14 protein-coding genes and 1 pseudogene are annotated in these 13866 nt (G+C 58.6%); 4 read left to right on the plus strand and 11 right to left on the minus strand.

The features are described from left to right. Positions 1 to 206: 206 nt before the first annotated feature. From infB to rimP, 4 genes are read right to left on the minus strand one after another with little or no spacing between them, the layout of a single operon-like run. Complete coding sequence (infB, locus tag N4R57_21260) at positions 207 to 2708, minus strand: translation initiation factor IF-2 (protein UYV37434.1); 2502 nt, start codon at positions 2706 to 2708, stop codon at positions 207 to 209. 10 nt (positions 2709 to 2718) lie between these two features. Continuing rightward, positions 2719 to 3339, minus strand: a complete 621-nt coding sequence (locus tag N4R57_21265; GenBank protein ID UYV37435.1) for an RNA-binding protein — start codon at positions 3337 to 3339, stop codon at positions 2719 to 2721. Positions 3340 to 3363: 24 nt separating this feature from the next. Beyond that, complete coding sequence (gene nusA / locus N4R57_21270; protein ID UYV37436.1) at positions 3364 to 4992, minus strand: transcription termination factor NusA; 1629 nt, start codon at positions 4990 to 4992, stop codon at positions 3364 to 3366. Between the two features lie 5 nt (positions 4993 to 4997). Continuing rightward, positions 4998 to 5582, minus strand: coding sequence for a ribosome maturation factor RimP (gene rimP, locus N4R57_21275; protein UYV37437.1), 585 nt, complete (start codon positions 5580 to 5582; stop codon positions 4998 to 5000). Positions 5583 to 5956: 374 nt separating this feature from the next. Between rimP and N4R57_21280 the strand changes: the two genes are divergently transcribed. Then, positions 5957 to 6661, plus strand: a complete 705-nt coding sequence (locus N4R57_21280; GenBank protein UYV37438.1) for a hypothetical protein — start codon at positions 5957 to 5959, stop codon at positions 6659 to 6661. 152 nt (positions 6662 to 6813) lie between these two features. Here the strand turns inward: N4R57_21280 and pip are convergent. After that, positions 6814 to 7777 (minus strand): annotated as a pseudogene (gene pip / locus N4R57_21285) (prolyl aminopeptidase). A 57-nt stretch (positions 7778 to 7834) separates the two neighbouring features. Here pip and ubiG point away from each other — a divergent pair. Beyond that, the gene (ubiG, locus tag N4R57_21290) at positions 7835 to 8581 is read left to right on the plus strand and encodes a bifunctional 2-polyprenyl-6-hydroxyphenol methylase/3-demethylubiquinol 3-O-methyltransferase UbiG (GenBank protein UYV37439.1); all 747 of its coding nucleotides are present in this window, start codon (positions 7835 to 7837) and stop codon (positions 8579 to 8581) included. Here the strand turns inward: ubiG and N4R57_21295 are convergent. The 4 genes from N4R57_21295 to N4R57_21310 are packed head-to-tail and all read right to left on the minus strand — an operon-like array spanning position 8578 to position 10868. Then, on the minus strand, positions 8578 to 9018 hold the full coding sequence (locus N4R57_21295) for a MarR family transcriptional regulator (protein ID UYV37440.1): 441 nt from the start codon (positions 9016 to 9018) through the stop codon (positions 8578 to 8580). The two genes, ubiG and N4R57_21295, sit on opposite strands and share 4 nt — an antisense overlap. After that, positions 9011 to 9847 carry a carbon-nitrogen hydrolase family protein gene (locus N4R57_21300; GenBank protein UYV39640.1) on the minus strand — a complete coding sequence of 279 codons (837 nt, stop codon included), beginning with the start codon at positions 9845 to 9847 and terminating at the stop codon, positions 9011 to 9013. The genes N4R57_21295 and N4R57_21300 overlap by 8 nt, the downstream gene beginning before the upstream one ends. A gap of 6 nt (positions 9848 to 9853) precedes the next feature. Then, positions 9854 to 10111 carry a glutaredoxin 3 gene (gene grxC / locus N4R57_21305; GenBank protein UYV37441.1) on the minus strand — a complete coding sequence of 86 codons (258 nt, stop codon included), beginning with the start codon at positions 10109 to 10111 and terminating at the stop codon, positions 9854 to 9856. A gap of 37 nt (positions 10112 to 10148) precedes the next feature. Continuing rightward, a complete protein-coding gene (locus N4R57_21310; protein UYV37442.1) occupies positions 10149 to 10868 on the minus strand; it encodes a ComF family protein in 720 nt (239 codons plus the stop codon). A gap of 23 nt (positions 10869 to 10891) precedes the next feature. Here N4R57_21310 and N4R57_21315 point away from each other — a divergent pair, with 23 nt between their 5' ends. Together N4R57_21315 and hemH are read left to right on the plus strand one after the other, a co-directional pair. After that, positions 10892 to 11713 carry an SAM-dependent methyltransferase gene (locus N4R57_21315; protein UYV37443.1) on the plus strand — a complete coding sequence of 274 codons (822 nt, stop codon included), beginning with the start codon at positions 10892 to 10894 and terminating at the stop codon, positions 11711 to 11713. A gap of 54 nt (positions 11714 to 11767) precedes the next feature. Further along, positions 11768 to 12835, plus strand: a complete 1068-nt coding sequence (gene hemH / locus N4R57_21320; GenBank protein UYV37444.1) for a ferrochelatase — start codon at positions 11768 to 11770, stop codon at positions 12833 to 12835. A 99-nt stretch (positions 12836 to 12934) separates the two neighbouring features. Here hemH and N4R57_21325 read toward each other — a convergent pair whose 3' ends face one another. Further along, positions 12935 to 13114 (minus strand): hypothetical protein, encoded by a 180-nt coding sequence (locus N4R57_21325; protein ID UYV37445.1) that lies wholly within the window; start codon positions 13112 to 13114, stop codon positions 12935 to 12937. Between the two features lie 151 nt (positions 13115 to 13265). Further along, positions 13266 to 13862 (minus strand): L,D-transpeptidase, encoded by a 597-nt coding sequence (locus N4R57_21330; GenBank protein UYV37446.1) that lies wholly within the window; start codon positions 13860 to 13862, stop codon positions 13266 to 13268. Positions 13863 to 13866: the final 4 nt, after the last annotated feature.

The raw sequence follows: 13866 nt of genomic DNA on the forward strand, positions 1-13866 counted from the left end.
TCTTGTGTTTCGGTTCAGGGATTTTTCGTCAAATCGCTGCCCGATGGCCGGGTCCAGGTCCGCGTCGGAGAGCAGCTTTTCGTCGGAAAATCCGTCGGCAATTCTGCCTGATACTGCGACGTATTCAAACCATACATGACCACATGAAAAAGGGGGGACCCGCTCGCGCAGGTCCCCTTCTTTGTCTTTTCTGACCGACAAGGTGATCAGTCGAGGTTACGCTCGACTTCTTCACGCTCGAAGATCTCGATCACGTCATTGGGGCGAATGTCGTCATAGTTCTCAAACGCCATGCCGCATTCCTGACCCGACTGAACTTCCGGCACTTCGTCCTTGAAGCGTTTCAGAGTTTTCAGCGTGCCTTCGTGGATCACAACATCGTCGCGTAGCAGGCGCACACCGGCCGACCGGCGGGCAACGCCCTCGGTCACCAGACAGCCTGCAACCTTGCCAACGCCGGTCACTTTGAAGACTTCCTTGATCGTCGCGTAGCCGATGAAGTTCTCGCGGATTTCCGCGCTCAACAGACCCGAAGCCGCGGCTTTCACGTCATCCACAAGGTCATAGATCACGCTGTAATAGCGGATTTCCACGCCCTTCTGGTTGGCCGAATTCCGCGCCGGGGCATTTGCCCGCACGTTAAAGCCGAACACCGGCGCACCGCTGGCTTCCGCCAGACCAATGTCGCTTTCGGTGATCGCACCAACGCCCGAATGCAAAACGCGCACGCGCACTTCGTCGTTGCCGATCTTCTCCATCGCCTGAACGATGGCCTCGGCAGAGCCCTGCACATCGGCTTTCACCAGAATTGGCAACTCGCTGACGTTTTCGTCGGCCTTGGCGTTCGCCATAAGCTGTTCCAGCGTGGTCGCGGCCCCGGCTGCGGCGCGTTTGTCCTTGGCGGCTTTCTCGCGGTATTCCGCGATCTCGCGCGCCTGCGCCTCGGTGTCGACGACGTTCAGAACGTCACCCGCTTCCGGCGTGCCATTCAGACCAAGCACCTCAACAGGCACCGACGGTCCGGCTTCTTCGACGCGGTCGCCCTTGTCGTTGATAAGCGCACGAACCCGGCCATATTGCTCGCCGACGACAAAGATATCGCCCTGACGCAGCGTGCCGGTCTGAACCAGCACGGTCGCAACCGGGCCACGGCCCACGTCCAACTGTGCTTCGATCACGGCGCCCTGTGCGGCACGGTCCGGGTTTGCCTTCAACTCAAGGATCTCGGCCTGAAGCGCGATGGCCTCGAGCAGAGAATCCAGCCCGGCGCCGGTATGCGCGCTGACTTCAACGTCCTGCACGTCGCCCGACATCTTCTCGACCACAACTTCGTGCTGCAACAGATCGGTGCGCACTTTGTCGGGGTTGGCGGCGGGCAGATCGCATTTGTTGATCGCGATGATCATTGGCACTTCGGCGGCCTTGGCGTGGTTGATCGCTTCGATCGTCTGCGGCATCACCGCATCGTCAGCAGCAACGACCAGCACGACAATATCCGTGACCTGCGCACCGCGTGACCGCATCGAGGTAAACGCCGCGTGACCCGGAGTATCAAGGAAGCTCAGAACCGCACCATCATCGGTTGTCACCTGATAGGCGCCGATATGCTGCGTGATCCCGCCCGCTTCGCCGGACACAACCTTGGCCTTGCGGATCGCATCCAGAATCGAGGTCTTACCGTGGTCAACGTGGCCCATGACGGTGATGACCGGCGGGCGCGGCACAAGGCTGCCCTCGTCGTCTTCTTCCATCTTGATCACGTCTTCCACATCGGAGTCAGAGACCCGAACAACCTTGTGGCCGAACTCTTCAATGATCAATTCCGCAGTGTCGGCGTCGATGCTTTGATTCTGCGTCACCATCATGCCCATGTTCATGAGCGATTTGACTACTTCGGCCACGCGCTCGGCCATCCGGTTGGCCAGCTCGCTGACCACGATCGCCTCGGGCAGACGCACTTCACGCACAACCTTTTCACGCTCAACCGACCCGCCCATGGCTTTCTGCCGGGCGCGCTCTTGTTTGCGCTTCATTGCGGCCATCGACCGCTGGCGTCCGCCTTCCCCACCAGACAGCGCCTGGTTCAGAGTCAGCTTGCCCGAGCGGCGGCCCGCGTCATCGCCACGGCCCTTGTTGCGGCCACGGTCCTTGTCGTCGCGATCGGGGCGGCGCTGCGGCTCGGCCTGTTTGGTCGGCGTGGGCTTGGCGGTGGCGCGCGGTGCAACCGGCTCCTCCGCCGGAGCAGCAGCAGCGGCTGCCGCGCGCTTGGCGGCTTCCTCGGCTTCACGCTTCTGGCGCGCCTCTTCCTCAACCTTCGCCTTCAGAGCCTCTTCGCGTTCGCGCTCTTCGCGCTCCTTCGTTTCGGCGGCCTCGCGGCGGCGGTTGCGTTCTTCCTCGCGTGCCTTCTCTACAGCGGCGCGCTCGGCGGCTTCTTCGGACTCGCGGGCCTTGGCTGCGGCAAGCGCGCGCATCCGGCGCTCAAGCTCGGCATCCGAAATACCCGCCGGGCGTTTCGAAGGGTCTCCAAGGGATGGTTTTTGCGATCCAGCCCCCGGTTTCGCAGCGCCCGGCTTGGGGACGACAACGCGTTTGCGCTTCGTCTCAACCACGACATTCTTCGTCCGCCCGTGACTAAAGCTTTGCTTTACATTGCCAGGGCGGGCGCCTCCTCTGAGGCCCAATGTCTTTTTGCCGTCATTATCGCTCATTATGGCTCTCTTATCCTTTCCGGCGGGCTTGCCCGCCTTCGGAAACGCGCAGACCTTTCAATCTTGCCGCTTCCTCTACAACACGTTGCGCCAAACCTCCAGCGCCTATGGCCGCGTGGACGACTGTTTCTCGTCCAAACGCCTGGCCCAGCTCCTCGGTGGTAAGGCAGCCAACATATCTTGCGCCTTCCGGCGTCCACAATTTTGTCTTGCCGCGCTCCGAACCATCGCTCGATTGCAGCAACACCTTCACATCTTCAACATTCAGCCAGCCCTTGACCTTTTCGAACCCCGAAACGGCAAGCCCTGACTTGCGCGCCAGCGCGATCAGCTCGATCAACCGATGCGCCAATTGCGCCTCGATCGTTTTGGCCAATCCCTCTGGCACCTTGACCGGCTGTTTGGCCGCACGGGCAAATAACCCCTTGCTCGCCGCTTTCTCAAGCGCCGCGCTTTCGGGTTTTACCCAAATCCCGCGCCCCGGCAATTTGCCAAGGATGTCGGGCACGATCTCTGCCTCTGGTCCAACGACGAACCGGACAAGCGCCGCCTTGGGCAACACCTCTCCTGTGGCGATGCACTTGCGCTCCGTCCCGTCGTTCCGGCTGCTGGTTTTACCACCGCGCCCCATATCTTAGGCTCCCGAAGCCTGCGATCAGGCTTCGGCCTCCTCGCCAGCGGCTTCCAGATCGTCTTCCAATTCGTCTTCCGCGTCTGCTTCCAATTCTGCGGGATCGACCCAACCCAACATGATGCGCGCTGTCATCACCATGGTCTGCGCCTCTTCAAGGCCGATGTCAAAGGGCTCAAGGATACCGTCATCCTTGACCCGCTCGCCTTCCACAGTGGTCCAGCCCCCGGCCAATTCCCAGTCGGCACATGTGGCGAAATCTTCCAGCGTTTTGACGCCGTCGTTTGCCAATGCCTCGATCATTTGGGGTGTCAGGCCTTCAAATGCAATAAGGCTGTCCTCAACACCCAATTCGCGCGCCCGTTCCATCGCCGCCTTGGCTTGCGCCTCAAGGTAATCGCGCGCCCGTGCCTGAAGCTCGCCTGCGGTGTCGTCGTCAACGCCGTCGATCACCAACAGTTCATCGGCCTCGACATAGGCCACCTCTTCAAGGCTGGTGAACCCTTCGGCCACCAACAGCTGGGCAAAGAACTCATCCAGATCAAGCGTGTTAACAAACAGCTTGGTGCGCTCTTCGAATTCCTTCTGACGACGCGCCGATTCTTCTTCTTCGGTCATGATGTCGATATCCAGCCCGGTTAGCTGGCTCGCCAACCGCACGTTCTGACCACGACGACCAATCGCCAGCGAAAGCTGCTCTTCGGGAACCACGACCTCGATGCGCTCGGCATCTTCGTCAAACACAACCTTGGACACTTCCGCCGGTTGCAGCGCGTTCACAAGGAACGTCGGCATGTCTTCGTTCCACGGGATGATGTCGATCTTTTCACCCTGAAGCTCGTTCACAACGGCCTGAACCCGGCTGCCGCGCATACCAACACAGGCGCCCACGGGGTCGATCCCGCCGTCAAAGCTGACCACGGCAATCTTGGCGCGGCTGCCCGGGTCACGGGCAACGGCCTTGATCTCGATGATGCCGTCATAGATTTCCGGCACTTCCATCTTGAACAGCTCGGCCATGAACTCCGGCGCGGTGCGGCTCAGGAAAATCTGCGGCCCGCGGGCCTCGCGGCGCACATCCTTGATAAAGCACCGCACACGATCGTTCGGGCGATAGCTTTCGCGCCCGATCTTCTCGTTCCGGCGCAAGATCGCTTCGCCACGGCCCACATCGACGATGACGTTGCCGTATTCCTCGCGCTTGACCTGACCGTTGATGATGGTCCCGGCGCGGTCCTTGAATTCTTCGTACTGGCGATCACGCTCGGCTTCGCGCACCTTCTGAAGGATCACCTGCTTGGCGCTCTGCGCCGCGATCCGACCCATTTCTACGGGCGGCACTTCTTCAATGAACTGGTCGCCCACCTTGGGATCATCCAGATACTGCTTGGCCTGCTCAACCGTAAACTCGGCCTGATAATTCTCCAGCTCTGCATCCTCGACCACGGTACGCACGCGGGTGAATGTCGCGCGACCGGTCTTGCGATCAATGCTGACACGAATGTCCATCTCGGCGCCGTAACGGCTCTTGGCGGCCCGGGCGAGGCTCTCTTCCATCGCGTCAACCACCAGTCCGGGGTCGATCATCTTCTCGCGGGCCACGGCCTCGGCGGTTTGCAACAGCTCAAGCTGGTTTGCAGAGGTAATTGCCATTCGTCTTACTCCTCAGAAGAACCGGTCTCGGTCTCAATTTCATCGAATTTCGTCTCATCCAGCGCGCCAGATGCCTTGCGCGCCTTCAGCATGTCCTTGATCAACTCATCCGTCAGAACCAGCTTCGCCTCAGCCAGCCAGTCATACTGCAAGCCCACGGTCACGGTCTCGCCGCCCTGCTCGATATTGATCAGCACCTCATTGCCTTCAACACCGGCCAAAACACCCTTGAACCGCTTGCGCCCGTCGATCAACTCGGCGGTTTCCAGCTTCGCGTCATAGCCTTCAAAGCCGTCAAAATCCTTGAGCCGCGTCAAAGGCCGGTCAATCCCCGGGCTCGACACTTCCAGCGTATAAGCATCCGCCAGCGGATCCTCGACATCCAACACCGCGCTAACAGCATTTGAAATCTGGGCGCATTCGTCCACTTCGATCCCACCATCCGGCCGCTCGGCCATGATTTGCAGCGTCTTATTCTCGCCGCCCATCACCCGCACGCGCACCAACTCAAACCCCATGTCCTCGATAACAGGGGTGATAATGCCCGCCATCCGGCGATCCATAGAGGTTTTGGCGATCAGATCAGACATTGCTCTCCAGCAGATTTCTTACATTTACAGGTTTCGAACAGGCACAAAAAAACGGGCGCGCGGCCCGTCGATCTTTCCCGGTGGAGCGTCGGGTTTGGACCCCAGCGCGCCGCTGTTGATGCGGATATACGTGAGGCGGGGTGAGTCTGCAAGCCCCCCACAAATTTTCGCGCCCGGCCCTTCATCTGACTGGAAATATCCCCGGGGGGTGTGGGGGGCTGGCCCCCCACTTTAAAACAGTGGTGCGGGGGGCTGGCCCCCTTGCCTTTGCAAGTTGTGAGAGGGGCTGACCCCCATCACAGTAGCTGCTAAAGCTGGACGCTCCCATTTCTCGCGTTACTCTTGCGCACATCCAATTCTGATCGTTTCCCCAAATGCCCCACCGCACCAGCAACGAATACGTCTTATCCTTTTACCGCGTCCGTCAGGCGCTCGGTATCCTTGGTCTGCTGTTTCCCGTCCTCCTGCTGTTCGGCGGCCTCCTCCAAGACGCCAAGATTCACCCCTCTATCTCCGATTACTATCACACCACCCTGCGCGACCTCTTCGTCGGGGTGCTGTTCGCAATCGGTATCTTTCTGGTCAGCTACAAGGGCCACTCCCGCGAACCGGGCGAACCGCTTTCGGATAACCTTGCCGCCACGCTGGCCGGGATCGGCGCGTTCGGCCTTGCGATCTTCCCCAACCGCTTCGCACCCGAAACGCTCAATATCTTCCAATACTATCTCGAAGCCAAAGCCGGCATTCTGCATTTCACCTCGGCAATCCTGTTTCTCGGCTCTATGGCCTATTTCTGCCTCGGCAAATTCGCCCGCACCGCCAATCTGCGTCGGCGGCTGGTCTATCGCTGGTGCGGCTGGGCAATCATCCTCTTCGGCCTCGGTGCCACACTCGCCTCGATCCTGCGCGCCAGCGGCCCCGAAAGCTGGCGTAACATGATCGAATCCTCTGGCCTGATCTTTTGGTTCGAAGCGTTCGGCATTTGGGCCTTCGGTCTCAGCTGGCTAATCAAAGGCAAGGCCGACATCGCCCTCGTCAATCGGTTCCGTGCGCGCCGCAAGCATGCGCCCAAACCCTGACCGCGCCGCCGGCGCCTTAACGATGCAGTAACCATTTCAGCGAAACGTTAACGCGCAAATCGGCGTTCCCCGGCAGCCGGGAGTCAGCCGGATGTCAGCCGGGAGTCATACACTTGATTTTGGGCTTTTCGACAAACCTTAACGCAGCGTTCTCAAAGGCCCGCCTGCTCGTCCATGGCACGCCGCAGCTCCGCACTTATCCCCGGCTCAGAAAGCGCATGACCGGCCACTGGAATCATCCGCAACTCGGCATTTTTCCATTTACTGGCAAGGGCATAAGCCGTCTCTGGCGGGCAGATCATATCGTATCGCCCCTGTACGATCACGCCCGGAATATCGGCGATTCTGATCCACCTGATCCATGATCTGACCATCGCGTTCCAGAAAAACCTTGTTGGTAAAGTAATGGTTCTCCAGCCGCGCAAACGCCCGCGCATATTCGCCCCCCGGCTCCCCGCCATCACCATTGGAACGCACTGATGCCAAAGCATTTTCCCATCGCGCCCACGCTTTCGCATAAAGCGTTTCCTGCGCCCTATCGCCAGAGAAAAGCCGCTTGTGATAGGCCCCGATAAGGTCGCCCCGCTCCGCCTCCGGGATCAGTTTGACGAACCTCTCCCACGTCTCCGGCCAAAACCGCCCGGCCCCGCCGCCGTAAAACCAATCCAACTCGGATTGCGTGCCAAGGAAAACACCCCGTAAAACAAGGCGTTTCACAGCCTCCGGGTGGGCCTGCGCATAGATCAGAGCCAGCGTCGCCCCCCAAGAGCCGCCGAAAACGGTCCATTTGCCGATGGTTAAGGTTTTGCGGATAGCTTCAATATCGCGCACCAAATGCCATGTCGTATTGTCCTCGACGCTGGCATGCGGGCGCGAACGGCCACATCCGCGCTGGTCAAACAGGATGACGCGATAATGCGAAGGTTCAAAATAACGCCGCATCGCGGGGCTGCACCCGCCGCCCGGCCCACCGTGCAGCACGACAACAGGCTCGCCATCCGGGTTGCCTGATTGCTCCATATACACCTGATGCCCGTCACCCACATCGAGCGTTTGACGATCAAACGGTTGGGTTTGCGGATAAAGATAATCCGCCGCATGTCGGGGGCTGAAAATTTGTCCATGATGGTCCTATATGATAGGGCGCGCCTAGTTGAGCACATGGAGATCAGAATGCAACCCGCCGAAACCACGGTTGACCCCTCGGAAGTCGCAAAATTCGAAGCCATGGCCTCGGAATGGTGGGATCCGACTGGCAAGTTCAAGCCATTGCACCTGATGAACCCTTGCCGGCTCGACTATATTACGACTCAAATTGCCGAAGAATTTGATAGAAACCTCGAAAAACCTCTACCCTTCAAAGGTTTGCGCATTCTCGATATCGGTTGCGGCGGCGGTTTGCTTAGCGAGCCTATGGCCCGCCTCGGCGCTGATGTGGTCGGCGCGGACGCCGCCGAAGGCAACATCCCCGTGGCGCGCATCCACGCCGAACGCTCGGGTGTCGAAATTGTCTATCGTCACACCACCGCCGAAGCACTGGCCGACGCAGGAGAGCAATTCGACGTGGTTCTGAACATGGAAGTGGTCGAACATGTTGCCGATCCGCTGGCCTATCTCACGGCGTGTCGCAAGCTTCTCAAGCCCGGTGGCTTGCACCTCTGTTCAACGATCAACCGCAACGCCAAAAGTTATGCCATGGCGATCATCGGTGCTGAATACGTCATGCGCTGGCTGCCCAAGGGCACCCACGAATGGAACAAGTTTATCACCCCGGATGAGCTGTTTTCGCTGATGGAAACCGCGGGTTTGAACCCGGTTGACCGCAAGGGGTACGTGTTTAACCCGCTCAGCTGGCAATGGTCGATTTCCGACCGTGATCTTTCCGTAAACTACGTCACAGCAAGCAAAAATCCCGCTTAAGGCTCGTTTAGCTTCTGCCGTAGCTCGCGCAAGATCGGCAAAGCGGTGCGCAATTTGTGCTCACCCAGATCGGCCACCATCTCGGTCAGGATCGGCGCAATTGCGGCCACGGCGGCGTTCAACGCCTGCTTCCCCGCTGGGCTGATCGCAATCATCTTGCGCCGCGCGTCATCCCAATCCGGCCGCACATGGACATATCCGGCCCACTCCAGCTTGCTCAGCGTGTTGGTCATCGCCCCGCGCGTCAGGTGAAAGCTCTTGGCCAACTGCGCTGGCGATCGTTCTTCGTTGCAGTGTGACAGATGGTTCAGCACTGAAAAATGCGAAATCTCCATCCCTTTGGGCAGCACTTTGGTCAGATGATTGCGAACCAATTGATCTGCCGTCAGAATTTCGCTGATCAGAGCAACGGCAAGGGTGTTGCTGGTGTCATTCATCAGGTCTGCCAAAGCTCCGGTCGTGGCTTAGCGAGGGCACGCGTTTGCGCGATCTTGCAACCTCTTCCATGTCCAGATCAACGAGCGTAACGCCGCAGTCTGTCCCCGCATCGGCCAAAACCTCGCCCCAGGGCGCAATAGCAAGCGAATGCCCAAAAGTTCGGCGTTCCACACCGTCTTCCATGTAATGCACGCCGGTTTGCGCTGGGGCCAATACAAAGCAACCCGTCTCGATCGCCCGCGCCCTAAGCAGGGTCTCCCAATGCGCCGCTCCCGTGACAGCCGAAAACGCGGCTGGCGCGGTTAATATTTCGGCCCCCGCATGTGCCAGTTGACGATGCAAATGCGGGAAACGCACATCGTAACAGACGGTCATTCCAATGGTGGCAAAGTCGGTTTTTGCCGTAACCGCTTGTTCCCCCGGCCGAAAATGCGCCGACTCTCGATAGGTCTCGGTCTCTGAAACATTGACGTCAAACATGTGGATCTTGTCGTAACGCGCTGCGATCTCTCCTTGTGGAGAGATCAGGAAAGACCGGTTGGCAAAGCGACCATCCGCGTCATCCGTCAACACAGCAAGCGAGCCAAGCAGCACCCAAAGCTCCAACGCGCGGGCTTCGGCCCGGACTGCCGCAAGCGTTTCGTCCTGTTCCTCGTGCCGCAAAACCGTGCGCTGATGGCTCCGGCTGGGCGACATGCAATTCGTGACCTCGGGCGTCAGCGCAAAGCCTGCGCCACCGGCCTTTGCCTCACGCAGATACCCGAGTGTTTGCTCAAGGTTCGCCGACGATTCCTCGCCCGACGTCATCTGTATAAGAGCCGCACGCACCATGGCTTAGGCGCTCAGCAAAGCGTCAAGCTTGCCTGCGCGCTCCAACGCATAAAGCTCATCACAGCCGCCAACATGGGTATCGCCCACAAAGATTTGTGGCACGGTATGCCGCCCATTGGCCCGTTGCATCATTTCGGGCTTCCGCGCAGGCTCGGCCAAAACGTCAATTTCGGTGAACTTTGCGCCCTTCTGCGACAGCAAACGTTTCGCCGCATGGCAAAATCCGCAAAGCGGAGATGTATAGATTTCGATTGGTTTCACGGCACGTATCCTCGACAATTAACCCTTTGTCTTGGATTTAATCATCCTTTGCAACGCGCGCCAGTGTCAGGATCGAAACATTCCCGGCACCTGCGGCCCGGCACGCCTCGGCCGACGCCGCCAAGGTCGCGCCTGATGTCATCACATCATCAACGATCAAAATGTCCCGCTCCACCAACCTGTGCCGCCGTTTCGGGTGTGCTTCAATCGCATTATTCACGGCTGCGAAACGCGCATCAAACCCCTTTCCCTCAAGGCTTTCTGTCCGCATAGACCGGACAAGAAGGTCTGGGCAAAAAGGTCGGTCAACCTGTCGTGCAAACGCTTTTGCCAAAAGGGCAGATTGATTGTATTTCCGCTTCAGCAACCGCGTCCAGTGAAGCGGAACCGGAGCGATCAACGTGCGGTCCGTCAATAACGGCGCCGCCGCCCGCGCGAGCCAGATCCCAGCCGGGCGAACGATATCGTGCCTGTCTCCGTGTTTTAACGCCAGAACCAGCTTGCGACCTATTTCGCGGTAAAGAAAAACGGCGCGCCCATGTGACCACGGGCGCGCGACCTTGCGGCAATCGTCGCAAATTTCGGCATCATCGGATTCGCCCGGAAGCGGCACCCCGCAGGCATCGCAACATAACCCCTCAATAAATGGAGTGTCCCGCCAACACGGCCCGCAGAGACCGAAATCGCTGCCCACCCGCTCGCCGCATGCGACACATTGAGGCGGGTAAAGAACCCGCAACGCCGTTTGTAACTTCACTGCCGGCCCCCTATTCTAATGGGATGTCAGAAGCACCCCAACTGTTTGATCCCAAGGCACTGACCCGAAATCGCGCGCGCGCAGCCGCGGCCCCGGAAATGTTCCTGCATGAAATCGCCGCAGACGAGATCAAGCATCGGCTCTCCATGGTTAATAAATCGTTTAATGCGTCAGTAATCGTAACCGGACACGGCGATTTCTGGCAGCATATCCTGCCCGATGCAGTCATCGTTTCAGCGGATGAGGTGCTCAAGCTGGAGCCAAGGGCGCATGACCTGATTATTCATGCGATGGCGCTACATTGGGCAAATGATCCCGTGGGCCAAATGATCCAATGCTTGCATGCGCTAAAGCCTGATGGCTTGTTCATGGCCGTGATGTTTGGCGGGCAGACGCTTCACGAACTCAGGGCGACCCTTGCTGAGGCCGAAGCGCAGGTGTCCGGCGGTTTGTCGCCTCGCGTGGCACCAATGTCCGAGATCCGCGATATGGGCGCCTTGTTGCAACGCGCAGGGTTTGCGCTTCCCGTGATCGACAGCCTGCCGATCAAGACGAGCTACAAGTCGCTGACGCATCTTATGCATGAATTGCGCGCCATGGGAGAGCGGAACGCCCTGCATGGCCGCGTGCGTCACTTTACCCGCCCATCGCTTTTTACAGCGGCCGAAGCCCTCTACAGGCGCGCCTTTGCTGCGGCGGATTCCCGTATCGAAGCCACCTTTGAGCTGTTGTTTCTACTGGGTTGGGCGCCTGATGCGACGCAACCAAAGCCGCTTCGCCCCGGCTCGGCCTCCGCGCGGCTTGCCGATGCGCTGGGATCGTTGGAAATGCCACTCAAAGATTGACCAGACGGCTCCAAAGGCTATGTCACCTACAGTTGCCGTGAATAGGGAAAGTGAATGACTGAACACGCAAACTCAAGCCAACTGGCGACCACTGCTCGTCCCGAAGGCCATCCCGCGGTCCAACCCCAAAAAACGGGTGTGCTGATTGCCAATCTGGGCACGCCTGATGGGTATGACTATTGGTCGATGCGGCGCTATCTGAACGAATTTTTGTCCGACCAGAGGGTAATCGACTACCCGCGCTGGAAGTGGCAACCGCTGTTGCAGCTTATCATCCTGACAAAGCGGCCCTTTTCTTCCGGCGCTGCGTACAAGTCGATCTGGAATGAGGACAAGGGTGAAAGCCCGTTGATGACCATCACCAGAGAGCAGACCGCCGCAATCGCCGTGCAGATGCAAGAGCGATACGGAGATACCGTCATGGTCGATTTTTGCATGCGCTACGGCAATCCGTCGACCGAATCCAAGGTGCGCGAGATGGTGGCGGCCGGATGCACCAAAATCCTGTTCTTCCCTCTATACCCGCAATATGCCGGGGCAACGACGGCAACCGCAAATGACCAATTCTTCCGCGCTCTGATGAAAGAAACCTGGCAACCCGCCGCGCGCACGGTGCCCGCTTATTTTGACAATCCGCAATACATTGATGCGCTCGCCCAGTCGGTTGAACGCGTCTATGCCGAAGCCAAGACCAAGCCCGAGCTTTTGGTGGTGTCATATCATGGCATGCCCAAGCGATACTTGATGCAGGGCGATCCGTATCACTGCCAATGCCAGAAAACGACGCGGCTGTTGAAAGAGCGGTTGGGGTGGGAAGACACCCAGATCACCACGACGTTTCAATCGGTGTTTGGGCCGGAAGAGTGGCTAAAGCCCTATACGGTCAAAGAGGTCGCCCGCTTGGCCAAGGACGAGGGCAAAACGAATATCGCCGTCATCGCGCCTGCGTTTTCAGCGGATTGCATCGAGACACTGGAAGAAATCAACGAAGAGATTTGCGAGAGCTTTGAAGAGGCTGGAGGAGAGAATTTTCTCTATATTCCCTGCCTGAACAGCGAAGCTGCGCATATTGATGTTCTAAGCGAAGTTATCGCTGAGAATCTAAGGGGTTGGGTCGACTAGCAGGCGATCCCGAAATCATCCCGGAAAAGCGTTGTGCCAAAAGAAAAAGGCGGTGGAGAACCACCGCCTTTTCCATAATTGGCTGTAGCCAGACTGAAATCAGTCCATTGCTACCGCAACGATTGCGGCCAGAACCAGCAGCGGAATGATGATGCCAGCAGACGAGCTAGCAGCTTCTTCCACTACAACCGGTGCTTCGATTACAGGGTCGGCCATGGAGCCGGCGTGTGCGGTCGAAGCAGCAGCGGTCAGAGCAGCAGCGAGAACGAGTTTCTTCATAGTATCCTCCAGATATTCGCCTGCCATCAGATTACCCAAAAAGGGCGATGACAAGCACCCAAGACTTACCTCGTAACCCTCTCTAACCAGCAAACTAATAGGAATGCAAACGCAACTTTCCGACTTTGGGGCAGAGATCACCAAAATGTCGTCAAATTAGCAACACTTGCGTACCAACCTTGCAGAACGAGAAAAGCTCAGAGATGTGCTCGTTGTAGAGACCGATGCATCCATTGGAGGAACGCCGCCCGATTTTGCGCGTGTCGTGGGTGCCGTGGATGCGGTAATAGGTCCAGCTGAGATACAGCGCGTGTGTTCCCAGCGGGTTATCCGGGCCGGGCCCGACAAAGGGGGGCCATTCGGGGTTTCTCTTGCGCATGGCAGGCGTCGGGCGCCAGCTTGGGCCAACCACTTTGCGCACGACTTTGGTGCGGCCACGGCGCGTCAGGTCCTCGGTCAGCGGAACGCTGGTCGGGTAGAGTTTGTAGATCGACTGATCCTCGGACCAGTAATGCAATGCCCGCGATGTAAGGTCGACTAGAACGGCACCATTCCTCAGGCTGTCGAAATAGGGCTGCCAGCTCAAAGAGCGGAAGCTTGAAATGTTCCGGCGCACCACTTCGTTCAAGTCACGCTCTACCTCGGTGGTGCCGCTTCCGTTGACGCTCTGCGCGATTGCCGGAGTTGCAAGCATCGCTGCGCTGCTTGCAAGGAAGCCGCGGCGATTGAATTTCCCAAAATCGTTCATTGGA

It is taken from the genome of Rhodobacteraceae bacterium D3-12, from assembly GCA_025916135.1.
Taxonomy (GTDB): domain Bacteria; phylum Pseudomonadota; class Alphaproteobacteria; order Rhodobacterales; family Rhodobacteraceae; genus JAKGBX01.